Here is a 24,181-nt window from a genome sequence, read left to right on the forward strand (position 1 = left end):
ATGCCAACCGATTCCGTCGTCCACCAGCTTGCGATCCGCGCAGGCAACAAGCTGCGTGACGAGCACCTGACGCTCGCCACCGCCGAATCCTGCACCGGCGGCATGATCGCCGCGGCGATCACCGACATCTCCGGCAGCAGCCAGTGGTTCGAGCGCGGCTTCGTCACGTATTCGAACCAGGCCAAGATCGACATGATCGGCGTGCCGCCCGACCTGATCGACAAGCACGGCGCCGTCAGCGAGCCCGTCGCGCGCGCGATGGCCGAAGGCGCGCTGCGCAACAGCCGCGCGCAGGTCGCGCTGTCCGTCACGGGCATCGCGGGCCCGGCGGGCGGCAGCGAGAAAAAGCCGGTCGGCACCGTGTCGTTCGGCTGGAGCAACCGGCTCCATACCGACGTCGAAACGCTCGTGTTCAAGGGCGACCGCGAACAGATCCGCACGCAGGCGGCCGTGCATGCGCTGCGCGGGCTGCTGAAACTGCTCGACGAGCGCGAACGCTGAGCCGGCAGGCGGACGAAGCGGGAAAGTTGAGCGGGAAAGCGGCACCAGCCCGCCGGTGCGGGCCTGCCGAAGTCGGCCGCCCGGAGGGGCGGCCGGAGCGTTTCAGCGATGCGCGTTGATCGTATCGCGGGTCTTCTGCGCGGCGAGCGCCGCGGCTTCGGCGAAATCCTCGCCGTTGCTCGCGTACAGGATCGCGCGCGACGAGTTGATCATCATGCCCGTGCCGTCGGCCGTGCGGCCGGCGTTGACGGTCGCCTGCACGTCGCCGCCCTGCGCGCCGATGCCGGGGATCAGCAGCGGCATGTCGCCGACGATCCCGCGCACGATCTCGATTTCCTTCGGGAACGTCGCGCCGACCACGAGGCCGAGCTGGCCGTTCTTCGCGTTCCACTTGTTCGCCGCGAAATCCGCGACGACCTGGTACAGCGGCCGGCCTCCGGTCTCCAGAAACTGCAGGTCCGAGCCGCCCGGGTTCGACGTGCGGCACAGCACGATCACGCCCTTGCCTTCGTGCTCGAAGTACGGCTCGACCGAGTCGTAGCCCATGTACGGGTTCACCGTGACCGCGTCCGCGCGGTAGCGCTCGAACGCCTCGCGCGCGTACTGCTCGGCCGTGCTGCCGATGTCGCCGCGCTTCGCGTCGAGGATCACGGGCAGGCCCGGATGCTGAAGGTGGATGTGCGCGATCAGCCGTTCGAGCTGGTCTTCCGCGCGATGCGCGGCGAAATAGGCGATCTGCGGCTTGAACGCGCTCGCGTACTGCGCGGTCGCGTCGACGATCTGCCGGCAGAATTCGAAGATCGCGTCGGGCTGGCCGTCGAACTGCACGGGAAAGCGCGACGGCTCGGGATCGAGGCCGACGCACAGCAGCGAATTCGTGCGCTGCCACGCGGCGCGCAGCGATTCGATGAAAGTAAGCGGGGAAGACATGGCGGGTACTCGCGGCAAACCGTTGGTAGACCGCGTATTTTACCCGCGTCGCCGGCGTCCCTCGCGTGTCGCGGCATTGCCGCGCGCATCGGCGCGCTCGACGGTGAACGCGAAACGCCTCGTGAGCCGCTCGCCCGGCGCGAGCAGCGTCATTCCGTGCGCGGCCGCGCCGCCCGGCAGGTTCACCGCATTGATCGGATGATCGACCGGCTCGAAGCAGAAAAAATCCTCGCCGGGCGGCGTATAGAGCACGTACGCGTCGGCGTCGGCCGCGACGGTCAGCGAAAGCCGGCGGCGCGGCCAGCTCACCGTCGCGTGGCCGCCCCAGCCGGTGAACGCGTGATTGACGAGCGCGCCCGGCAGCGGATACGCGACGCCGAACTGCCAGGCCGGCGGCACGCTCACGTGCCGCACCGGCAGGAAATCGGCGCCCGACAGCCACAGCCCGCCGGCCGCCGCGGCCAGCTCGGTCACCGCGTCGCGCACGAGGAACGGATGCACGCCGAGCCCGAACGGCAGCCGGGCGCGCCCCGCGTTCTCGATCGTCAGGGCGATCGACAGCGTCGTGTCGTCGAGTTCGAACGACTGGATCGCGCGGAACGCATACGGCGCGCCGCCCGCGCGATCGAGCGACAGTTGCAGCGTCGTGTCGGTCGCATCGTCCACCTGCCACGGCGCGAGCCAGCCGTCGCCGTGGATCGGCAGCGGCTCGTCGCGCCGGTTGCGCGGCACCGCGACCTTGCGCCCGTCGCATTCGAAGCGCGCGCCGCCGATCCGGTTCGAGTAAGGCAGCAGCGGATAACACGCGAGCTCGTTCGGGTCCGTCGCCGTCTCCGGATGCTCGCAGCGGCGAAACACCGGCACCAGCGCACCGTTGTCGCCGCGCCAGTCGAAGCGTGCGATGCCGCCGCCCAGATGCGGCAGCACGTCGAGCCGCAGCGACGCATTCGACAGCGATACGGCCGCCGCATGCGCGGCGCCCACGCCCTGCGCGAATGCGGCCGTCTGCGGGCCGGGGCTGACCGGCTGCGCGGCGGCGGCCAGGCGGGCGCGGCGCGACTGGCTCGTGGACGACGATGCGCGCGAGGACGTGGCGGTCATGATGAGCTCCTTTCCTTCGTCGAAGAAACGATGCGGGTCGGTGCGAACGGTCAGGCCCAGCCGCCGTCGACGATCACGTCCTGCGCGGTGATCATCCGGCTGTCGTCGGCCGCGAGGAACAGCGCCATCCGCGCGAGGTCGGCGGGCAGCAGTTCGGCGTCGAGACACTGGCCGGCCTTGATCGCCGCGCGGCCCGCGTCGTCGAGCCACAGCCGGCGCTGCTTGTCGGTCATCACCCAGCCGGGCACCAGCGAGTTCACGCGGATGCCGAACGTGCCGAGGTCGCGCGCGAGGCCGCGCGTCAGGCCCTGCACCGCGGCCTTCGCCATCACGTAGACGGGATAGCCGCCGTTTTTCAGCATCCAGCTGATCGAACCGAGATTGACGATCGCGCCGCCGCCCTGCTGCTTCATGTCGTCGATCACCGCCTGCGCGGCGAAGAACTGGTGGCGCAGGTTCACCGCGATGCCCGCGTCGAACGACTCGGGCGTCACGTCGCCGATCGCGTGGCGCGCGTCGTTCGCCGCGTTGTTCACGAGCACCGCGATCGCGCCGATGCGCGCGCGGATCGCGTCGATTGCATGACGCAGCGCGTCGATGTCGGTCAGGTCGCACTGGATGAACAGCGGCGCGTGGCGTACGTGCGGCGCATGCGCGAGGCTTTCCGCCAGCGCGGTGCCCGCGGCCGCATCGAGGTCGACGAACGCGACGCGCGCGCCCTGCCGCACGAAGTGCTCGACGAACGACGCGCCGATGCCGGTCGCGCCGCCCGTGATCAGCACCGCGCGATCCTCGAGGCTCGGGTATCGCGCAAAGCGCGCATGGCTCGCGGCGTGCGGGTCGTGCGCGGAAGTGTCGATGGTCATGCGGTTCGTCTCCGTGAAATCAGGTCAGTCGCGTACGCCGCGGTTCTTCAGCTGGTCGAGCAGCACGGCCGCGAGCAGGATCGCGCCGCGCACCAGGTACTGGTAGAACGCATCGATGTTCAGCAGGTTCATCACGTTCTCGACGGTACCCATGATCAGCACGCCGATCACGACGCCCGAGATCGTCGCGCGGCCGCCCATCAGCGACACGCCGCCGAGCACGCAAGCGGAGATCACGTTCAGCTCGAATCCCTGCGCGGCGTTCGGCTGGCCCGACGTGATGCGCGACGCGAGGATCACGCCCGCGAGCGCGGTCACCGCGCCCTGGATCAGGAAGATGTATACGCGCGTGCGTTCGACGTTGATCCCCGCGAGCCGCGACGCCTCGGGGTTGCCGCCGATCGCGAGCGTGTTGCGGCCGTACACGGTCTGGTTCAGCAGCACGCCGAACGCGATGAAGCACAGCAGCGTGACCCAGATCGGCAGCGATACGCCGAACAGCGACAACCCGCCGAGCGCGATGAACGTGTCCGACGACACGCCGACCGCCTGCCCCTTCGATACGATGAAGCCGAGCCCACGCACGATCTCCATCGTCGCGAGCGTCGTGATCAGCGCGTTGATGCGCAGGTACGCGATCACCGCGCCGTTCACGAAGCCGATCGCGGCGCCGGCCGCGACCGCCGCGACGATCGCGACGAACGTGTTGTCGGTCGCGTTCAGCACCATCGCGCACAGCACGCCCGAGAACGCGACGGTCGAGCCGATCGACAGGTCGAAGTCGCGCGACGCGAGACAGAACATCATCGTGCACGCGACCATGCCGATCTGCGAGATCGACAGCGCGAGGCCGAGCATGTTGTCGATCGAGAAGAAGTGATCGACCGTCAGCGACATCGTGATGAACATCACCGCGAAGATCGCGATGAGGCTGTACTCGGTGAGGTGCTGCCACCACTTCTGCCGGTCGCTTTGCTGTGGAACCAGCGCGTCGGCCGACTGCTTCACGGCTGCGCCGGCGAGGTTTTCCCTGACTTGCATGATTGTGTCTCCTGCTCCTGCATCGCGCGGCCCACGCCGCGCCTGGTCGATTCGAATGTCGTGCGCCGCGTCAGGCCGCCTGGGCGGCGCTCGTCTGCGGCAGCGCGAGGTTCAGCACCGCGTGCTCGTTCGCCTGTTCGCGCGGCAACTCGCCCGCGATCCGGCCTTCGCGCATCACGACGATGCGATCGGACACGCCGAGCACTTCCGGCAGTTCCGACGACACCATCACGATCGCGCAGCCGCGCTCCGCGAGCCGGTAGATCACGTCGTAGATTTCGTGCTTCGCGCCGACGTCGATCCCGCGCGTCGGCTCGTCGAGGATCACGACCTTCAGGTCGGGCTCCGCAAGCCAGCGCGACAGGATCGCCTTCTGCTGGTTGCCGCCGGACAGGAAGCGAATCTTCTGCCGCCGGTTCGGCGTCTTGATCTTCAGCCGCTGGATGAAGCGGTCGGCCGTTTCGCTTTCGGTCTTGCGGTCGATGAACAGCCCCGCGCGCAGCGAATGGCGGCGGCAGCTGATGTTGATGTTCTCCGCGACCGACGCGATCGCGATGATCCCTTCTTCCTTGCGGTCCTCGGGGCACAGCACGATGCCGTGGCGGATCGCGTCGCCGGTGCGCTTCACGTCGATGCGCGCGCCGTCGAGCGTCAGCACGCCCGCGCGCCGGCGGTCCGCGCCGTACACGAGCCGCATCAGTTCGCTGCGGCCCGCGCCGACCAGCCCGAAGAAACCGACGATCTCGCCCGCGCGCACCGAGAAGCTCGCGGGTTCGCGCAGCGCCGGGCCGTCGACGCCTTCGGCGGAGAACCGCACGTCGCCGAGCGCGCGCGGCGCGTAATGGTAGATGTCCGAAATCTCGCGCCCGACCATCTCGGCGACGAGCCTCTCGCGCGGCACGTCGGCAAGCGCATCGTGCGACGCGATCTTGCGCCCGTCGCGGAAGATCGTGCACGCATCGCACAGCCGGTAGATCTCGTCCATCCGGTGCGAGATGTAGATCAGCGCGCGGCCCTGCGCGCGCAGGTCGTCGACGAGCTTGAACAGCACCTCGGTCTCGCGATGCGACAGCGAACTCGTCGGTTCGTCGAGCGCGATCACGCGCGCATTGCGCATCAGCGCCTTGCAGATCTCGACCATCTGCCGCTGCGCGATCGACAGCCGCCCGAGCTTCGCGTCGGGATCGAGATCGACGCCCATCGCGGCGAGCCGCTCGCGCACGTAGCGCTTCGCCTCGCGCTTTTTCACCCAGCCGAACGCGTTCGGCAGGCGGCCGAGCAGCAGGTTTTCCGCGACCGTCAGGTCGGGCACGTACTGCAGCTCCTGGTGAATCACCGCGATGCCGGCCGCGATCGACGCCGCCGCACTCGCGAACTGCACGGGCTGGCCGTCGACCAGCACGCTGCCCGCATCGGGCTGGTATTCGCCGCCGAGAATCTTCAGCAGCGTCGACTTGCCCGCGCCGTTCTCGCCCATCAGGCCATGCACCTCGCCCGCATGCACGTCGAACGAAATGCCGTCGAGTGCGCGCACGCCGGGAAATACCTTGCCGATATTGTCAAAACGCAGTGCCGCTGACACGTCGTCTCCTACTTCCTGATCGATCGACCGCCGGCCGCCGCATCGCCGCGGCAGCCGGCGGGCCGCTTACTTCGACGCGAGCCCCATCTCCTCGCGCACCTTCGACACGTTGTCGCGCGTCGCGAGCATGCCCGTCGTCAGCGTCAGCGCCGGCGGTGCCTTGCCTTGCGTGATCCACGAGTACATCAGGTCCGAGGTTTCCTCGCCGTGGCGCTTCGGGCTGATGATCACGGTGCCGTAGAAGCCCGTCGGCTGCGGCTTCTTGAACTCGTTCAGCGCCGAATCGGAACCGCCGATGCCGATGCCGATCATGTTGTCCGACTTGAAGCCGCGCCCTTCGGCCGCGCGCACCGCGCCGAGCACGGCCTCGTCGTTCAGGCCGTACGCGACCCAGTGCTTGAACTGCGGGTTCTTCGTGAGCGCGATGTTCGCCGCGTTGAACGCGTTCTCGGTGTCGGTCTTCGCCTGCGGCGCCGCGATCACGTTCGCCTTCGGAAAACCGGCAGCCACCAGCGCGTCGGTCGCGCCGCTCGTACGGTCGTGCGCGGTCGGCAGCTGCTCGTAGGTGATGTCGATCGCGCCGACCTCCTTCACGTTCCAGCCGCGCTTCTTGATCTCGGCCGCGATGCCGTCGCCGACCTGCTTGCCGATGTTGTACGCGGAGATCCCCATGTGCGGCACCGCTTCGATCGGCTTGCCCGCGCCGTCGACGAGGCGGTCATCGACCGTCATCATCTTCAGGTTGTGCGACTTCGCCTTCGCGACGATGCCCGGCCCGAGCTTCACGTCGGGCGTGCAGATGATGAAACCCTGCGCCTTCTGCGCGGACAGGTTGTCGATCGCGCTCATCACCTTTTCGCCCGACGGCGCGCCGATCTTCACGAGCGTGAAGCCCTTTTCCTTCGCCGCCATCTCGGCGAACTTCCACTCGTCCTGGAACCACGGCTCTTCCGGCTGCTTCACCAGAAAGCCGATCTTGACCGGGTCGGCCGCGTGCGCAACCGGGCTACCCATCACCACCGCGGCTGCCGCGGCCAGCGTTACGAACGTTCTGCGTTTCATCTCCAGTGTCTCCTTGTTTTCATCGAACAGGATGCAGCCGCTTGTTGGTTTCGACGCAGCGTGCGCGCGGCCGTCGCACGTGCGGTCTTTCGAATCGTTGCGTCAGTCGTGATACAGCGCCGCGCGCCCGCCGTCGACGGTGATGCACGCGGCATTGATGAACGGCGCCTCGTCGGATGCCAGGAACACGGCCGTCATCGCGACCTCGTCGGGCCGGCCGATCCGCTTCATCGGCTGCAGCGCGAGCGTCTGGGCGCGCGCGGCGGCCGGATCGGGCTGCGCGTCCCACCAGTCGCGCGTGAGCTGCGTCTCGATGTAGCCCGGCGCGATCGCGTTCACGCGCACGTTGCGCGCCGCGTATTCGATGCCGAGCGCGCGCGTGAGCCCCAGCACGCCATGCTTCGCGACCGGATACGGAAAGCAGCCCGGGATGATCCGGAACGCGTGCGTCGACGCAATGTTCACGATGCTGCCGCGGCCGCGCTCGACCATGCCTTCCAGCGCCGCGCGGCAGCCGTGCCACACGCCGTCGAGATCGACCGCGAAGCAGCGGCGCCAGTCGTCGTCGGTCATCGTCAGCGGATCGGCGAACACGTTGATGCCCGCGTTGTTCACCAGCACGTCGAGCGGGCCAAATGCCGCTTCGGCCTGCGCGAGCGCATCGCGCACCGCATCCTGACGCGCGACGTCGGCTTGCAGCGGCAGCACGCGCGCGCCGTCGGCGTCGTGCGCGATCGCGGCGGCCGTGTGCTGCGCCTGCGGGAAGTCGAGATCGACGAGCGCGACGGCCGCGCCTTCGCGCACGAACGCACGGGCGATCGCGGCGCCGATTCCGCGGCCCGCGCCCGTCACCATCGCGACCTTGCCCGCGAGGCGGCCCATCATGCGGCTCCGCCGCGCGCGACGCGCAATCCGGCCTGGAACGCGCGCGCGTTCGCCGCGGTCGCGTCGGCCGCCTGGCCGGGCCGGTACAGCGCCGAGCCGAGCCCGAAGCCGTTCGCACCGGCCGCGAGGAACGGCTGCATGTTGTCCGGCGAAATTCCGCCGACCGGGATCAGCGGCACCGCGCGATCGATCACCGCGCGCCATGCCTTCACGACCGTCACGCCGAGCTGCTCGGCCGGGAACATCTTCAACACGTCGGCGCCGTTCGCGAGCGCGGCGAACGCTTCGGTCGGCGTCGCGACGCCCGGCGCGCTCGCGAGGCCGCGCTCGCGCGCGCGACGTATCACGGCCGCGTCGCTGTGCGGCATCACGATCAGCGCGCCGCCCGCGTCCTGCACGCGATCGACGTACTCGGCGCGCAGCACGGTGCCCGCGCCGACGATCGCATCGTCGGGCAGCGCGCGCCGCAGCTTCGCGATGCTGTCGAACGGATCCGGCGAGTTGAGCGGCACCTCGACGATCCGGAAACCGGCTTCGTACAGCGCATGCCCGTGGTCGGCCGCGTCGGCTGGCGTGATCCCGCGCAGGATCGCGATCAGCGGGCACGCGTCGAACGCGCGCATCAGTGCGGCGTGGGGCGTGTACGGTGCGGGCAACGTAAGGTCGGACGGCATGACTGGGTTCCTCTGCAATCGGTTCATTGGTCGGCCAGGACAGGCTCGCCGTCCGCGCGCACGAGCCCGGCGCGCGCCGCGATCCGCCACAGGCCGCGCTCGGTCGCATGCGCGACGACCCGCGCGTGCGTGTGGCCGAATACGCGGAGCGCATCGACGTAGCGTGCGCACAAGACGTCGTCGCCGATCAGCAGCAGCGGCTGGTCCGCGAGCGCGATGCCGCGCTCCGCGAGCATCGCGTCGAGCGCATTGAGCTCATGGCCGATCAGCAGGCCGGACAGGTAGTCGCCCTGCGCGTCGGGCGCGAGCCGGTCGGTCAGGCCGAGCGTGCGCGTGCTGAAAATCGTCGCGAGCAGCCCCGTGCGCTGCGCGCCGCGCGCGACCGACACGCCGCGCGCGAACGCCGCGCGATCGGGCGACGCGCCCGCGCGCATCGTGCGGCCGAGGATCGTGTGGTCGCGCAGCGCCGCGAACAGCTCGCCCGTCATGAAGGTCTGGAAGCGTTCGATCAGCCCGTCCTTCACCCATGCCCATTTCGCATGGGTGCCCGGCAAGCCGATCAGTAGCCCTGAACGATCGGCGTCAAGCATGGGATCGCTCGCGAGCGCACCGAATATCTGCGTTTCTTCGCCGCGCATCACGTCGGGCAATTCGCCCGTCGCGATCACGCCCGGCACGATCGATACCGTCGCGCCGCGCGACGTCGTCACTGTAATGAGACCCGCGGCAAGCGCGTCGGCGCCGGCCGGCACCGCAACGTACGGCGCCTCGCGCCAGCCCTGCGCGCTGCCGACCATCCCGGCGGCGAGTACCGGCAGCCCGGGCGTGCGGTCGAGCCAGTCGCCGCAGGCGTCCTCGAACACCGCATCGAACGCGCGCGCGCCGCCGCCCGGCACGTGCATGACACCCGCCGCGCGGCTGCGCGTGTCGATGAGCGCGCCGTGCGCGTCGTACAGATACGCGCGCAGCGACGTCGTGCCCCAGTCGAGCGCGATCAGCGACGGGGTGGCGGAGCTGGCAACCGGAACGGCCCGGATCGAAGTCGTCATCGTTTGATCCTGCGGGTACTCTGCGGCGGGCTCCAGCCCAGTTCCGCGGAAATGGCTCGCGCTTCGCGCTGCACGAGAGGAATCAGTTCGTCCATCCGGTCATGCGGCATGTACGGAATCGTGCTCGCGACCGATACGGCCGCGACGATCGCACCCGATGCGTCGCGGATCGGCGCGGCCACGCAGCGGATCGACGCCTCGTTCTCCTCGAGGTCGAACGTATAGCCGCCGGCCGCGTAATGGGCCATGCGCTGCAGGAACGCACTCGTCTCCGGCCGGTTGTCGGGCTTGAAAGTGACGCCGGCCAGCGCGCGCCGCGCGGCCTCGAACAGCGAGCGCCACAGGTCGGGATCGAGGTCGAGCATCATCGCCTTGCCGATGCCCGTCGATGCGAGCGGCATCCGGTGGCCGACGCGCGAGCGCATCTCGAGGCCGCGCGTGCCGGGAATCTTGTCGATGTACAGCACGTCGTCGCCGTCGCGCACGCCGAGATGGATCGTGTCGAGCGTCGCTTCCGCGAGCGCTTCGAGATGCGGCCGCGCCACGGCGGTGAGCGGCATCTGCTCGAGCGCGATCGTGCCGAGCTCGATCAGCTTCGGGCCGAGCAGGTAGCCGCCCTGCACCTGGCGCAGGTAGCGCGCCTGCACGAGGCTGCTGACGAGACGGTGCGTCGTGCTGCGTGTCGTGCCGAGCGCGGCGCCGATCGCGCGCATGTCGCGCGCGCCGTTCGCGATCGCCTCGAGGATCGCGAGACCGCGCAGCAGCGTCTGCGTGCCAGCCTGCTGCGCGGCGAGATCGAGCGGCGTGCTGGTCGCGCCGATGCTGTCGGTCAGCGATCCATCGTCCGGCGTCGCACGCCGGGCGTCGAGGGCAAGGGATACGGGCATCTTGGTCATGGGGCGGGCTTCTTCAACGGAATCGGTGAAACCGCTCGCGCGGCGCCGGAACTGCGTCCGGTGCTGCGGCGTGGCGGCGGTCGATGCACCGAGTAAAGCGCCCGGCGAACTTCATGGGATATGTCTCCGTGTGCGTCGGGCGCCGCGCGATGCGTGGGTCCGAAGCTGTCGATGTGCTTCGGATTGTAGGAGCGCACGCACTCGTCTCCAATATTTGAATGCGTTGTCCAGATAATGAGAATTCAGGCGAAGTACGCTGCGCACGCGACGCGACGGCCACGCCATGTGCACGGGGGCGGAACCCGCCGCGCAGCAGGTTCCGCCCCCGTTTGTTCACCACGCGCCGCGCTTACTGCTGGCTCGTGCTGCGTGCCTGCATGTAGCGCTGCACGTCGGCGAACGACACGCGGCCGCTGCCGCCCGAATCGATCTGCCGGAAGTGGTTCGCGACATAACCGAGCCCGGCCGCGCGCGCTTGCGCCTCGGTGATCGAACCCGTGCTCTGCGTATCGGCCGAGTCGAACTGCCGCGCGAGCTTGCGCACCACCTGCGCATGCAGCGCGGCGCCCGTCGTCTGCGTGCCGGCGGTCGGCTTGCGCGCGGCCGGCGGCACGTACGGATCGCCGAGTTGCGCCTGGCGCGCACGCGCCGGTGCGGCGGCGTCGCTCGCCTGCGCGAACGCGGATACGGATGCTGCAGCGGCGGCGCATGCGAGCGCCGCGGCAACGACGATGAAACGATTCTTCATATCAGGCTCCAGTCTGGAATGAGGTCGTCGACGGCAGGCGAGGCGCCGCCGGGGGCGCCTGTCGCCGGCCCGGCGCAGCATCAGTGCGCGGCCGCGTTGTAGAAAGTCACGAGATCGGCTTTCTCCTGCGGACGCGACGTATCGTCGAGATAGACCATGTGGCCGCCCTGATAGTCCTTGATCGTCAGGTTCGGTTGCGTCCCGAGCCGCGCGAGGTCGAGCTCGGTCTGGTAGAACGGCGTCGCGATGTCGTGATACCCGTTCAGCGACAGCACCTTCAACGACGGATTCAACGTCAGCGCGGCGGCCAGATCGGGGATCGTGTCGGGCATCGCGAGTCCGTCGTGCGTCCAGTCCCACGTGTTGATCGCATTGCTGCTCAAAGAGTAGGCCGACTGCGCGGTGTATTTCAGCTCGTTCGGCAGGTAGCTGCCGATCGTGTCGGTGAACGGCTTCGTGATGAACGTGCTCGACGGATCGCCGTCCGCCGCCAGCGGGCTCGACACCGGCACGTTCACGCGCGCGTCGTAGCGGCCGATCAGCGTGCCCGGGATCAGCGACAGCTGGAAGCTGTTGTCGAAGAAGGTCGGGATCACGTTGAAGTCCGCGTTCCACAGCGCCTGCTTCACGCCGGTCGAATTCGCCATCGTCGTGACGAGACTCGGCGGCGGCGGCGTATGGCTCGCCAGGTACGCGTTCACGGCGGGCGCGTAGCTGCCGGCCGTCAGCACGCGCATCTGGTCCGCATACTGCGGCAGGTTCGACGGGTTCGGATTGTCGAGCTGGTAATACGCACCGACGGTGCCGTAGGACGGCGCGAAGCCCGCGCAGCTCACCGGGCTCGACCCGTTGTTGGAGTTGCCGACATAGTCGCTCGCCATGTCGCAGTTCGTGTTGTAGTTCAGGATCGACGACTGCAGCACGATGCCGGCAAGCTTCACGCCGGCCGTCTCGAGCAGGTTCGCGAGCACGTCGGTGCGCGGCGTGCCGTACGACTCGCCGAACAGGTATTTCGGCGAATCGTTGCGCTGGTTCACGGTCAGGTAGCGCGTCACGAAATCGCGGAACGCGCCGGCGTCCTGGTCGACGCCCCAGAACGTCTGGTTCGTGTTCGGCGCGATCGCTTCGGAAAAGCCGGTGCCGATCGCGTCGACGAACACGAGGTCGGTCGTGTCGAGCAGGCTTTCCTGGTTGTCGACGAACGGGAACGTCGACGCGTTCGCGTTCGGGTCGCCCGTCTGGACCCGCCGCGGGCCGAACGAGCCGAGGTGCAGCCACACCGATGCCGAACCGGGGCCGCCGTTGTACAGGAACGTGACGGGCCGCTTCGCCGCGGGCTGGTTGTCGGCCGTGTAGGCGACATAGAAGAACGACGCTTCGGGCGCGCCCGTCCGCGGATTGCGCGCGACGAGGTGGCCGGCCGTGGCCGTGTAGCGGATCGTCTTGCCGTTCAGCGTGATCTGGTGATGCGTGACGGCGGCCTTTTCGACCGCGGCGGATGCGTCGAGCGACGCGTTCGCGCTCGACGAATAACTGTTCGGATCGTTGTACGCCCTGTCCACCTGACTGGCGGGATCGGCTGAGTTGTCGGCGCTGGCAGCGGCGGACGATGTCACGTCGTCGTTGCAGGCCGTCAGAATCAGCGAAGAAAAAACCACCCCCAACAACAGCTTCGCTTTGCTCGCTGGCATCGTTGCTTTCCTTCTCTCGGATGTTTTTTGTGTCGAGCAGCCGGATAAGCCGCCCCCCGCCTCGATTGCGGCCGATAAGCCGAGGCGCTGGCCAATATACGCGAGCACATCGGCTTTGAAAAATTTTGAAATATTTGGCCGGCGGCCGGTGCGGCGCACACCTTTCAGGAATGCTTCGGTTCGCGAAACGTTGCATTTCGCGCCGCTTTCAACGCCTTTCGCGTTTACCCGGGAATACTAAAAAAGCGCGGATTTCGCGCCCTATCGACCAACAAAATCGCGCGGTCGCCGGCATTGCTCAGCAAAGCGAAATAGACGAATTCGTCTAAAGGATGTGGCCCGAAATGCGCGCGACGCGAATGCGCTGCGGCGCACCAATCGCGCATTGGCGGCAGAACGGACAATGCGGCGGCGCGAGCGCGCCGTTCACTCCGATTGCGGAAGCGCGGCCGCGCCCATCCGGCGGGCGATGATGGCCGCGCGCTGTGCCTGGTAGGCCGAGCCGCGATGCGCGTCGAACCAGCGCGGCTTCGGCAGCATCACCGCGAGACGCGCCGACTGCCACGCGCCGAGCCGGCTCGCGGGAATCCTGTAGTAATAGCGCGCGGCCGCTTCGGCGCCGTACACGCCGCGGCCCCATTCGACGGAATTCAGGTAGATCTCGAAGATCCGCTCCTTGTCGAGCACCGTTTCGAGCATCCACGTGATGATGAGCTCCTGCCCCTTGCGGATATAGCTCTTCTCGCGCGACAGGAACAGGTTGCGCGCGAGCTGCTGCGTGATCGTCGAACCGCCCGCGACGATCCGGCCGCGCGCCTTGTTCTTCTCCCACGCCTGCAGGATCGCATCGACGTCGTAGCCGTTGTTGGTCGCGAAGGTGGAATCTTCGGATGCGATCAGCGCGCGCTTCAGGTTGCGCGAGATCTGGTCGTACGGCACCCACTGGTGCTGGATCTGCGCGGGCGGCTTGTCGCGCGACAGCCACCACGCGTCGGTGCGCATGAATGCGGTCGAACCCGGGTTCACGAACGACCACAGCGCGATCTGCGCGAGATAGAACAGCTGGGTCGCGAGCCACGCGCCCGCGAACACCGCACCCGCGTAGACGATCCAGCGGGCCGGGCACACCGTCCGCGTGCGCTGCGTGCTGCTTACCGCCACCACGTGCCGCGCTCCGTTCAGCTCGCCGCGAGCGCCTGGCGCAGCGCGGCAAGCACCGGTGCACCGTCCGGCCGCACGCCGCGCCAGATGAAGAACGATTCGGCCGCCTGCTCGACGAGCATCCCGAGCCCGTCGGCCGTGCGTGCGCCGAGCGACGCCGCATGCTGCATGAACACGGTCGGCTGCGCGCCGTACATCATGTCGTACGCCAACGTGCCTGCGCCGAATGCGGCCGCGTCGCACGCCGGCAGCGCGGCATCGAGGCTGCCGGCCGTCGCATTGACGATCACGTCGTACGGCTCCGCGCGTACCACGTCGGGGCCGCCGCCCGCGAGCGTGCAGCCCGCATCGTGCGCGGCCTGCATGAACTGGCCGACGAGCGCCTCGGCCTTGCTGGCGGTGCGGTTCACGATCGTGATCGACAGCGGCGCGCGCTCGAGCAGCGGCAGCACGACACCGCGCGCGGCGCCGCCCGCGCCGAGCAGCAGGATGCGTGCGCCCGCGAGCGACACGCCGAGGTTCGCTTCGATGTCGCGCACCAGACCAACGCCATCGGTGTTGTCGCCGTAGATGCTTCCGTCGGCGTCGATGCGCAGCGTGTTCACCGCGCCCGCCGCCGCCGCGCGCGGCGACAGCGTGTCGGCGAGCGCATGCGCTTCGAGCTTGAACGGAACCGTCACGTTCGCGCCGCGACCGCCTTCGGCAACGAACGCGCGCACGGCCGCTTCGAAACCGTCGACCGGCGCGAGCCGGTGCGCGTACTCGATCGCCTCGCCGGTCTGCGCTGCGAACTGCGCGTGGATGAACGGCGACTTGCTGTGCGCCACCGGGTTGCCGAACACTACGTAGCGGTCGGCGCCGCTCGTCGACGCAACCGCGTTCATGATGCGCGCCCCTCTTCGCCGTCGTTGCCGCTCGCGGCTTCGCCGCCCGCACCTGCCGCCGCACCGTCCGCTTCGGCCAGCGCTTCCGCCTCGGTTTCCGCCGTGGCGTCTTCCGCGTCGATCAGCGTGTCGTCGCCGCCTTCGGCATCATCCTCTTCCTCGGCCGCGTCGCCGCTGGTCACGGTCGGCGCATCGAGCACGTTCAGCAGCCGCACCGACGCCTCGATCGTCAGCTCGTCGAGCGACATCACGTCGAGCAGCACGCGCGTGCCGCGCGCATGCACGCCGAGCCCCGGCACGTGCAGCAGCAACGGAATTTCCTCGAGGCGCACGAGATCGCCCTTCACGACGCTCGCGACGACCTGCTTCTTCTGCTCCTGCGCGAGCCAGCGCAGGCACCAGAAATATTCCATCCGGCGCTGGTAGTCGGCGTACGCGGTGTAGGTGTCGTCGAAGCCCTGCACGACCGCGTACAGGTCGGCGTCCTTCGGCTTGAACGGCGCAGCGAGCTTGGCGGTGACGCCATGCTGCACGCATGCGAGCAGTTGCCACTGATTCACGAGGTCGACGTAGCGGCGCAGCGGCGACGTGCTCCATGCGTACTGCGGCACGCCGAGGCCTTCGTGCGGCGCGGCCGTCGTCTGCATCCGCGTGCGCTTCGGGCCCGGCGCGCCGAAGCCGCGCTGCGAGCGGTAGATGCCGGGCACCGTATGATCGTGCAGGAACGCGCCCCAGGTCGAGTTCGCGAGGATCGCGAGCTCGGACACGATCAGGTCGAGCGGCGAACCGCGGCGGCGCGGCGTGATCGACACGTGCTCGCCTTCGACGTAGAAGTTGTAGTCGGTGTTGCGCTGCACTTCGCGCTTCAGGCCGTAGCCCGCGCGCGCGAGCTGGCGCTTCTCGAACAGCGCCTGCGCGAGCGGCCACAGCACGGCGATGTCGTCCTTGTGCGGGTAGTCGCCGGTGCCGGCCGCGAGCGTCTCTTCGTTGACGAGCTCGTCGAGCGTGTTGTGACGCAGGTTGTTCTTCACGAACACGAGTTCGGCGCGCGTCTCGTTCGCGACGATGTCCTGCGTTTCGCGGTTGACGATGATGTACAGCGACAGCGCCGGGCGGTAATCGCCCTCCTTCAGCGTGAACACGTCGACGACGTCGTCCGGCAGCATCGTGATCTTGTCGCCCGGCATGTAGACGGTCGACAGGCGCGTGCGCGCGATCGCGTCGATCGCGTCGCCGCGCACGATGCCGAGCGCCGGCGCCGCGATGTGCACACCGATCCGCACGCGGCCGTCGGACAGGTGTTCGACCGAGAACGCATCGTCGATTTCGGTCGTCGTGACGTCGTCGATCGAGAACGCCTCGACGTTCGCGCGCGGCAGGTCGTCCGGCAGCGCGCCGACCGTGACGGGCGGAAAGCCCGTGCCGTGCGGGAAGAATTCCGCGAGGAAGCGCGCCTCGTGCAGCGCACGCGGCGACGCGATGCCGCCGCAGTCGAGCATCAGCCGCGCCGGCGACACGCCGCGCGCGCCGGCGGCCGCTTCCATTGCCTTGTATTCGATCGCGTTCTTGTCCGGCCGCGTCAGCAGCCCGAGCACCTTGCCCGCGAACGCTTCCGGCAGCTTGCCGGCCTTCAGCTCCTCTTCATACTGCGCCTGGACGAGCGCCTGCTGGCGCTTGCGCTCGAGCGACGCGAGCGCCATCTTGAGCTGCTCTTCCGGCGCGCGCTGGTACTGGCCGCGCCCCTTGCGGCGGAAGTAGACGGGCGAGCCGTGCAGCCGCAGCACCAGCGCCGCGCGCTCGACCGGGCCGTACGCCGCGCCGAAGTACTCCTCGGCCAGCGCCGTATACGCGAACTCGTCGGCCGGCGCGCATTCCCACAGGAAATCCAGATCGATCTGCTGCGCGGCCGTGTCGGCCTCCTGCATCAGTTCGCCCGCGGCCGGCTTGTCGAATTCGATCAGCACGTCTTTCGCGCGCACCTTCGCGCGCCGCCCGCCGGGCAACTCGACCTGAAATGCGTCGCCCTGGCGCGACAGCACGCTGCCCGCCTTGAAACTGCCCGATTCCTCGAAGAAAACGTTCACTCAGTACTCTCGTTCAGACTGCCGGACGCCGCATCGGCGGCGCCGCATGATGATGGGGATTCGATCGGCACGCGGCCGGTTTATCGCGCTTTTCCGTCGCAAAACGCGAGAACGTCGTCGACATAGTCGGCAAATTCGCTGATTCCGTGATCGCTGCCTTCGATCACGCGCGTTTTCGCGCCCGGGTAATGGGCCAGCATCTCGCGGTAGTCGAGCACTTCGTCGCCGGTCGCCGCGAACAGATAGTAGCGCTCGGCACGCGTGATCGCCGGCACGCGCAGCGCATCGAGCTCGTGCAGGTGATGGCGCTCGACGACGATCGTGCCGCCGCCGTGCCACAGCGGCTGTTCGCCCAGATGCTGCTCGAGATCGCGCTGCGGCACGACGGCCGGATTCAGCAGCACGGCCTTCCAGCCATGCTTTTCGGCCAGCCACGTGGCGTAGTAGCCGCCAAGCGAGCTGCCGATGACGGTCACGTCGCGTGCGCCGGCAACCTCGGCTTCCGCGACGGCGATCGCGTCGAGCGGCGACACGGACAGCGACGGGCAACGCCACTCGGCCGTGCGGCCGAGTTCGGCCATCCGCGCGGCAAGCAGCCTCGACTTCTGCGATTCCGGCGACGACCGGAAGCCGTGCAGATACAGGATCACGTGCGGCCCCCGAGCGCATCGAGCAGCTTCTGGTGCACGCCGCCGAAGCCGCCGTTGCTCATCACGAGCACGTGGTCGCCCGGGCGCGCGGCCTCGGTGACGGCCTTCACCAGCAGATGCAGATCGTCGAACGCGTGCGCCTTGCCGCCGAGCGGCGCGAGCGCCTCGCCGAGATTCCAGCCGAGCGCGTCGCGCCCGGTCGGCGCGCCGTAGCCGAACACGAGATCGGCATCGGCCAGGCTCGCGGGCAATTGCGCCTTCATCACGCCCAGCTTCATCGTGTTCGAGCGCGGCTCGAGTACCGCGAGGATGCGGGCATTCCGGCTACCGATGCGCGCACGAAGGCCGGCGATCGTGGTTTCGATTGCGGTCGGATGGTGCGCGAAGTCGTCGTAGACGGTCACGCCGTCCACGCTGCCGCGCACTTCCATGCGGCGCTTCACGTTGCGGAACGCTGCGAGGGAGGCTGCGGCCTGCGCGGGCGGCACGCCGACGTGGCGCGCGGCGGCGATCGCCGCGAGCGCGTTCATCCGGTTGTGATCGCCCTGCACCTGCCACGCGACTTCGCCGACACGCTCCGCGTGCGAATACACGGCAAAGCGCTCGTCGACCGGCACGCCGTCCTCGGCCGGCAGCGCCTGCCAGCCGCCGTCGACGCCGAACCGCTCGACCTCGCTCCAGCAGCCGCGCGCCAGCACGCGCTCGAGCGCGTCCGAGCGGCCGTTCGTGACGATCCGGCCGACACCGGGCACGGTGCGCACGAGGTGATGGAATTGCGTTTCGATCGCGGCGAGATCCGGGAAGATGTCGGCGTGATCGAATTCAAGGTTGTTCAGCACCGCGGTGCGCGGCCGGTAATGGACGAACTTCGAGCGCTTGTCGAAGAACGCCGTATCGTATTCGTCGGCCTCGATCACGAAGAAGCTCGAATCGGTGAGCCGCGCCGACACGCCGAAGTTCAGCGGCACGCCGCCGATCAGGAAGCCCGGGTTCAGGCCCGCGTCCTCCAGCAGCCACGCGAGCATCGACGACGTGGTCGTCTTGCCGTGCGTGCCCGCGACCGCGAGCACCCATTTGCCGGCCAGCACGTGCTCGCCGAGCCACTGCGGGCCCGACACGTACGGCAGGCCGCGATCGAGGATCGCCTCCATCAGCGGATTGCCGCGCGTAACGACGTTGCCGATCACGAACAGGTCCGGTTTCAGGTCGATCTGTTCGGCGCCGTAGCCCTCGATCAGCGTGATGCCCTGCGCCTCGAGCTGCGTGCTCATCGGCGGATAGACGCCCGCGTCGCAACCCGTCACCGTGTGGCCCGCCTCGCGCGCGAGTACGGCGAGACCGCCCATGAAGGTGCCGCAGATGCCAAGAATGTGGATGTGCATAGATGAATGCTTTCGCGCCGCCGGGCGCCGTCGATTCGGAAAAGATGCGTCTGCGGCGCGCCGGACAGGCCGTGCGACCGGCGCTCGTCGCCGCGACACAAAGAGCAGTATTGTAACTGACGGCCTGCCGCGCCCGGCGGCCCGAACGATGCGCGCGAACGCCGCCGGCGCACCGGGCGGCAGGCCGCCGCACCCGTGTTCGGGCGCCGCGGCGATCTAGTATGATTGCCGGATCATGTCTCGCAAACCTCTTGTCGACCCGCGGCGCGTCCGCGAGGAAATCGCTCAGTCCGCCGCCCGCCTGATCGCGGAGGACGGGCTGGACTATGCCGGCGCGAAACGCAAGGCCGCGCGCCAGTTGCTCGGCGATTCGCGCGTTGCCGGCGAATGGCTGCCGGATAACGATCAGATCGAGGAAGAACTGCGCGAGTACCTCGCACTATTCCAGAGCGACACGCAGCCGGACGAACTGCGCCTGCTGCGCGAGATCGCGCTCGACTGGATGCGCCGGCTCGCCGAGTTCCGTCCGTATGTGACGGGCGCCGTGCTGAACGGCACCGCAAACGCGCATTCGGATATCCATCTGCAGGCATTCACCGACAACCCGAAGGACGTCGCGATCTACCTGCTGAACCAGAACATCCAGTACGACGTGTCCGAGACGCGGCACTTCGCGGGCCGCGGCGACGTCGAGACGCTGAGCTTCCTGTGGCGCCCGCGGCGCGAGGTGGACGCGATCGGCATCCACCTCGCGCTCTATGCGAGCGACGACCTGCGCGGCGCGGTCAAGGCCGACTCGCGCGGCCGGGTCGCCCGCGCGGATGCCGCCGCACTGCGTACGCTCGTCGAAGCAGGCAAAGCCCCTTCCGAACCTGAATGATTCAACGATGATGATGAAACGCATGTTGGCACTCGCGGTGGTCGCGGCCGCCGCTGTCGCCGGCGGGATTACCGCCGGCCATTGGTTCCGCGGCAATGCCGACGACGGCGTCGCCGTCGCCTCGCCCGCCGCAGCGGGCAGCCCGGTCGACCAGTTGTGGGCAGCGGCGCTGACGGGTGTCGACGGCAAGCCGGCCACGCTGGCTGCCTTCAAGGGCCAGAAGGTCGTCGTCAATTTCTGGGCGTCATGGTGCGGCCCGTGCGTCGAAGAGATGCCCGAACTCGTCGCGCTGTCGCATCAGTACAAACAGAAAGGCATCCGTTTCATCGGGATCGGCGTCGATTCCGAGCAGAACGTGAAGAACTTTCTGCAGAAAGTGAAGGTCGACTATCCGGTTTTCATCAGCGGTTATGCGGGCGCTGATCTGGCCCGTAATTTCGGAAACACCGCTGGCGCGTTGCCGTTTACGGTCGTCATCGACGAAACCGGCAAGATTCGCGAGACAAAATTGGGACAAATCCAGCCGTCCGAGCTGAAAAAGACGCTCGACGCGCTGTAAGCTGCCCGAACGCCGGCCCGCACGTTCGCAGCAATTTGTCCGTCGATCGCCGCAATTTCGCGTGAATTCGCCGATACTTTGCATCCGCACCGGTAATTCTTGCAGGTCCGGCGAACTCGGCCGTTCGGCAAAACTAGACAAATTTCTCTAAATAGCGCTAAAGTTCGCGCAATTCCGCAGAAATAGAAGCGACCATGACACGATTGCTGGTGCTGCACGGCCCCAACCTGAACCTTCTCGGCACCCGGGAACCGGAGGTGTACGGCCGCGTCACGCTGACACAGATCGATCAGGCGCTTGCCGCGCGTGCCCGGGAAGCCGGCGCCGAACTGTCGTCGTTCCAGAGCAACCATGAAGGCGCGCTGGTCGACCGCATCCAGGCCGCGCGGGAGGAACAGACCGATTTCATCCTGATCAATCCGGCCGCGTATACGCACACGAGCGTCGCGATCCGGGACGCGATCGCCGGCGTTGGCATCCCGTTCGTCGAGGTTCACTTGTCGAACGTGCATCGCCGCGAAGCGTTCAGGCACCACTCCTACTTTTCCGACCAGGCCGAAGGCGTGATCTGCGGGCTCGGCTGGAAAGGTTATCTGTACGCGCTCGAGTACGCGCTGGACAAGCTGCAAGGCACGTCGCGCGGCTGATTTCGCGATCTAGATTCAGCGCCGGCCCCTAACCGGCGCTTTCACGTATTGAAAGGGGAATTCCCGATGGATCTTCGTAAGCTGAAAACTCTGATCGACCTCGTTTCCGAATCCGGCATCTCCGAGCTGGAAGTGACGGAAGGCGAAGGCAAGGTGCGCATCGTCAAGAACGCACCGCCGGTCTACGTACAGCCGACGGCTGGGTATGCCCCGCAATTCAGCGCGCCCGCTCCGTCGGCCGCGCTGCCGACGGACGGTGCCGCTGCACCGGCAGCCGGCGCCGCAGCCGCGCCGGCCGTCCCGCAGGGCCACGTCGTGACGTCGCCGATGGTCGGCACGTTCTATCGCGCGCCGTCGCCGGGCGCGGACCCGTTCGTCCAGGTCGGCGACACGGTCAAGGAAGGCCAGACGATCTGCATCATCGAAGCGATGAAGCTGCTCAACGAGATCGAGTCCGATAAAGCCGGCGTGATCAAGGAAATCCTCGTCGAGAACGGCCAGGCCGTCGAATACGGCCAGCCGCTTTTCGTGATCGGCTAAGTCCGCCGCGCGGCTAAGCCAGCCGCGCGCCGCCGATGCTCGCCAGGCGCCGTTCGCGCGCCCCTCGAAGAGACGAATACTCGCTATGTTTGAAAAAATCCTCATTGCCAATCGCGGTGAAATCGCGCTGCGCATCCAGCGCGCGTGCCGCGAGCTCGGCGTCAAGACGGTGGTCGTCTACTCGGAAGCCGACAAGGAAGCCAAGTACGTACGCCTCGCGGACGAAGCCGTCTGTATCGGCCCGGCCCCGTCGAACCTGAGCTACCTGAACATGCCGGCGCTGATCAGCGCCGCGGAAGTCACCGACGCCGAGGCGATCCACCCCGGCTACGGCTTCCTGTCGGAGAACGCCGATTTCGCGGAACGCGTCGAGCAGTCGGGCTTCACGTTCATCGGCCCGCGCCCGGAAACGATCCGGATGATGGGCGACAAGGTCACCGCGAAGCAGACGATGATCAAGACCGGCGTGCCGTGCGTGCCGGGCTCGGAAGGCGCGTTGCCGGACGATCCGAAGGAGATCGTCAAGATTGCGCGCACGATCGGCTACCCGGTCATCATCAAGGCGGCGGGCGGCGGCGGCGGGCGCGGGATGCGCGTCGTGCACACCGAGGCCGCGCTCGTCAACGCGGTCAACATGACCCGCGAGGAAGCCGGCCGCGCGTTCGGCAACCCGCAGGTGTACATGGAGAAGTTCCTCGAGAACCCGCGCCACATCGAGATCCAGGTGCTGTCCGACGCGTACAAGAACGCGATCTGGCTCGGCGAGCGCGACTGCTCGATGCAGCGCCGCCACCAGAAGGTGATCGAGGAAGCGCCGGCACCCGGCATTCCGCGCCGCCTGATCGACCGCATCGGCGACCGCTGCGCGGACGCGTGCAAGAAGATGGGCTACCTCGGCGCAGGCACGTTCGAATTCCTGTACGAAAACGGCGAGTTCTACTTCATCGAGATGAACACGCGCGTGCAGGTCGAGCATCCGGTGTCGGAACTGATCACGGGCGTCGACATCGTGCAGGAACAGATCCGCATCGCGGCCGGCGAGAAGCTCGCGCTGCGCCAGCGCGACATCCAGTTCCGCGGACATGCGATCGAATGCCGGATCAACGCGGAAGATCCGTTCAAGTTCACGCCGTCGCCGGGCCGGATCACGTCGTGGCATACGCCGGGCGGCCCCGGCGTGCGCGTCGATTCGCATGCCTACAATGGCTATTTCGTGCCGCCGAACTATGATTCGATGATCGGCAAGCTGATCACCTACGGCGCGACCCGCGAGCAGGCGATCAGCCGGATGCGCATCGCGCTGTCGGAAATGGTCGTCGAAGGCATCCAGACCAACATCCCGCTGCACCGCGAGCTGATGATCGACTCGAAGTTCGTCGAAGGCGGCACCAGCATCCACTACCTCGAAAACCGGCTCGCACAGAAGCAGCAGGTCGCACCGGAAGAAGCGTAAGCATGAGCTATCGCGAACTCGTCGTCGAACTGGCCCGTGAGCACGCGGAGGCATTGTCCGACGCGCTGCTCGACCTCGGCGCGCTGTCGGTGTCCGTCGAGGACGCCGACGCCGACACGCCCGACGAACAGCCGCTCTTCGGCGAGCCCGGCCTCGTGCCCGACCGCACCGCGTGGCAGCACTCGCGCGTGGTCGCACTGCTGTCGCCCGACCACGATCCGGCCGTGCTGCTCGCGGCGGCCGCGAACGAGATCGGCCTCGCCGGGACGCCGAAATTCGACGTCCGCGAAGTCGAGGAACAGGACTGGGTGCGGCTCACGCAATCGCAGTTCGAGCCGATCCCGATCGGCGAGCGGATCTGGGTCGTGCCGTCGTGGCACGACGCGCCCGATCCCGACGCGCTCGTACTCGAACTCGACCCCGGCCTCGCGTTCGGTACCGGTAGCCACCCGACCACGCGCCTTTGCATGGAGTGGCTCGAACAATCGGTGAAGCCCGGCCAGTCGGTACTCGACTACGGCTGCGGCTCCGGCATTCTCGCGATCCTCGCGAAGAAATGCGGGGCGAACCCCGTCATCGGCATCGACATCGATCCGCAGGCGGTGGAGTCGGCACGGCAGAACAGCGAGCGCAACCGCGCGGAAGTCACGTACGGGCTGCCCGATGCGTGCCCGGAGGGCGAATTCGACATCGTCGTCGCGAACATCCTGTCGAACCCGCTGAAGCTGATGGCGTCGATGCTCGCGTCGAAGGTCAAACCGGGCGGGCGCATCGCGCTGTCGGGCGTGCTCGCGCGCCAGGCGGACGAAGTCGCGGCCGTCTATGCGCGCTACATCGACATCTCGGTCTGGCGCGAACACGAAGGTTGGGTATGCCTTGCCGGAACCCGGCGGGAAAGCCATTAGAATAGCGCTG

Annotated in this window: 25 protein-coding genes; 8 read left to right on the forward strand and 17 right to left on the reverse strand. The window is 67.9% G+C overall.

From position 1 onward, the window contains the following. The gene (locus BT264_RS03885; RefSeq protein ID WP_072436346.1) at positions 1-501 is read left to right on the forward strand and encodes a CinA family protein; all 501 of its coding nucleotides are present in this window, start codon (positions 1-3) and stop codon (positions 499-501) included. 102 nt (positions 502-603) lie between these two features. Here BT264_RS03885 and pyrF read toward each other — a convergent pair whose 3' ends face one another. The 12 genes from pyrF to BT264_RS03950 all read right to left on the reverse strand — a co-directional run bounded on the left by pyrF (position 604) and on the right by BT264_RS03950 (position 13,026). Then, a complete protein-coding gene (gene pyrF / locus BT264_RS03890; RefSeq protein ID WP_072436347.1) occupies positions 604-1,431 on the reverse strand; it encodes an orotidine-5'-phosphate decarboxylase in 828 nt (275 codons plus the stop codon). Positions 1,432-1,470: 39 nt separating this feature from the next. Beyond that, the gene (locus BT264_RS03895) at positions 1,471-2,532 is read right to left on the reverse strand and encodes an aldose 1-epimerase (RefSeq protein ID WP_072436348.1); all 1,062 of its coding nucleotides are present in this window, start codon (positions 2,530-2,532) and stop codon (positions 1,471-1,473) included. A gap of 50 nt (positions 2,533-2,582) precedes the next feature. Then, complete coding sequence (locus BT264_RS03900; RefSeq protein ID WP_072436349.1) at positions 2,583-3,398, reverse strand: SDR family NAD(P)-dependent oxidoreductase; 816 nt, start codon at positions 3,396-3,398, stop codon at positions 2,583-2,585. Positions 3,399-3,422: 24 nt separating this feature from the next. Next, the gene (araH, locus tag BT264_RS03905) at positions 3,423-4,439 is read right to left on the reverse strand and encodes an L-arabinose ABC transporter permease AraH (RefSeq protein ID WP_072436350.1); all 1,017 of its coding nucleotides are present in this window, start codon (positions 4,437-4,439) and stop codon (positions 3,423-3,425) included. A 70-nt stretch (positions 4,440-4,509) separates the two neighbouring features. Beyond that, complete coding sequence (gene araG / locus BT264_RS03910; RefSeq protein ID WP_072436351.1) at positions 4,510-6,021, reverse strand: L-arabinose ABC transporter ATP-binding protein AraG; 1,512 nt, start codon at positions 6,019-6,021, stop codon at positions 4,510-4,512. Positions 6,022-6,087: 66 nt separating this feature from the next. Next, complete coding sequence (locus tag BT264_RS03915) at positions 6,088-7,083, reverse strand: arabinose ABC transporter substrate-binding protein (protein WP_034182691.1); 996 nt, start codon at positions 7,081-7,083, stop codon at positions 6,088-6,090. A 102-nt stretch (positions 7,084-7,185) separates the two neighbouring features. Further along, positions 7,186-7,965: an SDR family oxidoreductase gene (locus BT264_RS03920; RefSeq protein ID WP_072436352.1), complete on the reverse strand. Its 780-nt coding sequence runs from the start codon at positions 7,963-7,965 to the stop codon at positions 7,186-7,188. Continuing rightward, complete coding sequence (locus BT264_RS03925) at positions 7,965-8,642, reverse strand: 2-dehydro-3-deoxy-6-phosphogalactonate aldolase (protein ID WP_034182689.1); 678 nt, start codon at positions 8,640-8,642, stop codon at positions 7,965-7,967. Before BT264_RS03925 ends, BT264_RS03920 begins: the two co-directional genes overlap by 1 nt. A gap of 23 nt (positions 8,643-8,665) precedes the next feature. Beyond that, a complete protein-coding gene (locus BT264_RS03930; protein WP_072436353.1) occupies positions 8,666-9,691 on the reverse strand; it encodes a 2-dehydro-3-deoxygalactonokinase in 1,026 nt (341 codons plus the stop codon). Then, entirely contained in the window at positions 9,688-10,587 is a 900-nt protein-coding gene (locus BT264_RS03935) for an IclR family transcriptional regulator (protein ID WP_072436354.1), read from the reverse strand. The genes BT264_RS03930 and BT264_RS03935 overlap by 4 nt, the downstream gene beginning before the upstream one ends. A gap of 349 nt (positions 10,588-10,936) precedes the next feature. Continuing rightward, complete coding sequence (locus BT264_RS03945; RefSeq protein ID WP_072436355.1) at positions 10,937-11,335, reverse strand: EF-hand domain-containing protein; 399 nt, start codon at positions 11,333-11,335, stop codon at positions 10,937-10,939. A gap of 80 nt (positions 11,336-11,415) precedes the next feature. Continuing rightward, a complete protein-coding gene (locus BT264_RS03950) occupies positions 11,416-13,026 on the reverse strand; it encodes a S10 family peptidase (protein ID WP_072436356.1) in 1,611 nt (536 codons plus the stop codon). Between BT264_RS03950 and BT264_RS39080 the strand changes: the two genes are divergently transcribed. After that, positions 12,920-13,267 (forward strand): hypothetical protein, encoded by a 348-nt coding sequence (locus BT264_RS39080; protein WP_177318325.1) that lies wholly within the window; start codon positions 12,920-12,922, stop codon positions 13,265-13,267. The genes BT264_RS03950 and BT264_RS39080 overlap by 107 nt on opposite strands. A gap of 185 nt (positions 13,268-13,452) precedes the next feature. Here the strand turns inward: BT264_RS39080 and mtgA are convergent, their stop codons facing one another. The 5 genes from mtgA to mpl form a co-directional block, all read right to left on the reverse strand. Beyond that, a complete protein-coding gene (mtgA, locus tag BT264_RS03955; protein WP_072436357.1) occupies positions 13,453-14,190 on the reverse strand; it encodes a monofunctional biosynthetic peptidoglycan transglycosylase in 738 nt (245 codons plus the stop codon). A 14-nt stretch (positions 14,191-14,204) separates the two neighbouring features. After that, entirely contained in the window at positions 14,205-15,071 is an 867-nt protein-coding gene (gene aroE, locus BT264_RS03960) for a shikimate dehydrogenase (protein WP_034182683.1), read from the reverse strand. Then, positions 15,068-17,155 carry an RNB domain-containing ribonuclease gene (locus BT264_RS03965; RefSeq protein ID WP_072436358.1) on the reverse strand — a complete coding sequence of 696 codons (2,088 nt, stop codon included), beginning with the start codon at positions 17,153-17,155 and terminating at the stop codon, positions 15,068-15,070. Before BT264_RS03965 ends, aroE begins: the two co-directional genes overlap by 4 nt. A gap of 80 nt (positions 17,156-17,235) precedes the next feature. Further along, a complete protein-coding gene (locus tag BT264_RS03970) occupies positions 17,236-17,805 on the reverse strand; it encodes a YqiA/YcfP family alpha/beta fold hydrolase (protein WP_072436359.1) in 570 nt (189 codons plus the stop codon). Next, positions 17,802-19,187, reverse strand: coding sequence for a UDP-N-acetylmuramate:L-alanyl-gamma-D-glutamyl-meso-diaminopimelate ligase (gene mpl, locus BT264_RS03975; RefSeq protein ID WP_072436360.1), 1,386 nt, complete (start codon positions 19,185-19,187; stop codon positions 17,802-17,804). The genes BT264_RS03970 and mpl overlap by 4 nt, the downstream gene beginning before the upstream one ends. Positions 19,188-19,422: 235 nt before the next feature. Here mpl and BT264_RS03980 point away from each other — a divergent pair, with 235 nt between their 5' ends. From BT264_RS03980 to prmA, 6 genes are all read left to right on the forward strand, one after another. Then, the gene (locus BT264_RS03980; protein ID WP_072436361.1) at positions 19,423-20,067 is read left to right on the forward strand and encodes a UDP-N-acetylmuramate--alanine ligase; all 645 of its coding nucleotides are present in this window, start codon (positions 19,423-19,425) and stop codon (positions 20,065-20,067) included. A gap of 7 nt (positions 20,068-20,074) precedes the next feature. Beyond that, positions 20,075-20,626 carry a TlpA family protein disulfide reductase gene (locus tag BT264_RS03985; RefSeq protein WP_072436362.1) on the forward strand — a complete coding sequence of 184 codons (552 nt, stop codon included), beginning with the start codon at positions 20,075-20,077 and terminating at the stop codon, positions 20,624-20,626. 194 nt (positions 20,627-20,820) lie between these two features. Further along, positions 20,821-21,273 carry a type II 3-dehydroquinate dehydratase gene (gene aroQ, locus BT264_RS03990; RefSeq protein WP_072436363.1) on the forward strand — a complete coding sequence of 151 codons (453 nt, stop codon included), beginning with the start codon at positions 20,821-20,823 and terminating at the stop codon, positions 21,271-21,273. A gap of 66 nt (positions 21,274-21,339) precedes the next feature. Continuing rightward, complete coding sequence (gene accB, locus BT264_RS03995; protein WP_072436364.1) at positions 21,340-21,813, forward strand: acetyl-CoA carboxylase biotin carboxyl carrier protein; 474 nt, start codon at positions 21,340-21,342, stop codon at positions 21,811-21,813. Positions 21,814-21,898: 85 nt separating this feature from the next. Beyond that, on the forward strand, positions 21,899-23,266 hold the full coding sequence (accC, locus tag BT264_RS04000; protein WP_072436365.1) for an acetyl-CoA carboxylase biotin carboxylase subunit: 1,368 nt from the start codon (positions 21,899-21,901) through the stop codon (positions 23,264-23,266). A gap of 2 nt (positions 23,267-23,268) precedes the next feature. Next, positions 23,269-24,171, forward strand: a complete 903-nt coding sequence (prmA, locus tag BT264_RS04005; protein ID WP_072436366.1) for a 50S ribosomal protein L11 methyltransferase — start codon at positions 23,269-23,271, stop codon at positions 24,169-24,171. Positions 24,172-24,181: the final 10 nt, after the last annotated feature.

This window comes from Burkholderia sp. NFPP32, from assembly GCF_900119325.1.
Taxonomy (GTDB): Bacteria; Pseudomonadota; Gammaproteobacteria; order Burkholderiales; family Burkholderiaceae; genus Burkholderia; species Burkholderia pyrrocinia_C.

Coding starts and splice junctions, on each gene's coding strand:
- BT264_RS03925 (WP_034182689.1), bottom strand. CDS start 8,642: ATGCCGTCCGACCTTACGTTGCCCGCACCGTACACGCCCCACGCCGCA.
- BT264_RS03950 (WP_072436356.1), bottom strand. CDS start 13,026: ATGCCAGCGAGCAAAGCGAAGCTGTTGTTGGGGGTGGTTTTTTCTTCG.
- BT264_RS03900 (WP_072436349.1), bottom strand. CDS start 3,398: ATGACCATCGACACTTCCGCGCACGACCCGCACGCCGCGAGCCATGCG.
- BT264_RS03980 (WP_072436361.1), top strand. CDS start 19,423: ATGTCTCGCAAACCTCTTGTCGACCCGCGGCGCGTCCGCGAGGAAATC.
- BT264_RS03930 (WP_072436353.1), bottom strand. CDS start 9,691: ATGACGACTTCGATCCGGGCCGTTCCGGTTGCCAGCTCCGCCACCCCG.
- accB (WP_072436364.1), top strand. CDS start 21,340: ATGGATCTTCGTAAGCTGAAAACTCTGATCGACCTCGTTTCCGAATCC.
- mpl (WP_072436360.1), bottom strand. CDS start 19,187: ATGCACATCCACATTCTTGGCATCTGCGGCACCTTCATGGGCGGTCTC.
- aroE (WP_034182683.1), bottom strand. CDS start 15,071: ATGAACGCGGTTGCGTCGACGAGCGGCGCCGACCGCTACGTAGTGTTC.
- BT264_RS03895 (WP_072436348.1), bottom strand. CDS start 2,532: ATGACCGCCACGTCCTCGCGCGCATCGTCGTCCACGAGCCAGTCGCGC.
- pyrF (WP_072436347.1), bottom strand. CDS start 1,431: ATGTCTTCCCCGCTTACTTTCATCGAATCGCTGCGCGCCGCGTGGCAG.
- BT264_RS03885 (WP_072436346.1), top strand. CDS start 1: ATGCCAACCGATTCCGTCGTCCACCAGCTTGCGATCCGCGCAGGCAAC.
- prmA (WP_072436366.1), top strand. CDS start 23,269: ATGAGCTATCGCGAACTCGTCGTCGAACTGGCCCGTGAGCACGCGGAG.
- BT264_RS03945 (WP_072436355.1), bottom strand. CDS start 11,335: ATGAAGAATCGTTTCATCGTCGTTGCCGCGGCGCTCGCATGCGCCGCC.
- BT264_RS03920 (WP_072436352.1), bottom strand. CDS start 7,965: ATGGGCCGCCTCGCGGGCAAGGTCGCGATGGTGACGGGCGCGGGCCGC.
- BT264_RS03985 (WP_072436362.1), top strand. CDS start 20,075: ATGATGATGAAACGCATGTTGGCACTCGCGGTGGTCGCGGCCGCCGCT.
- BT264_RS03935 (WP_072436354.1), bottom strand. CDS start 10,587: ATGACCAAGATGCCCGTATCCCTTGCCCTCGACGCCCGGCGTGCGACG.
- accC (WP_072436365.1), top strand. CDS start 21,899: ATGTTTGAAAAAATCCTCATTGCCAATCGCGGTGAAATCGCGCTGCGC.
- aroQ (WP_072436363.1), top strand. CDS start 20,821: ATGACACGATTGCTGGTGCTGCACGGCCCCAACCTGAACCTTCTCGGC.
- BT264_RS03915 (WP_034182691.1), bottom strand. CDS start 7,083: ATGAAACGCAGAACGTTCGTAACGCTGGCCGCGGCAGCCGCGGTGGTG.
- araH (WP_072436350.1), bottom strand. CDS start 4,439: ATGCAAGTCAGGGAAAACCTCGCCGGCGCAGCCGTGAAGCAGTCGGCC.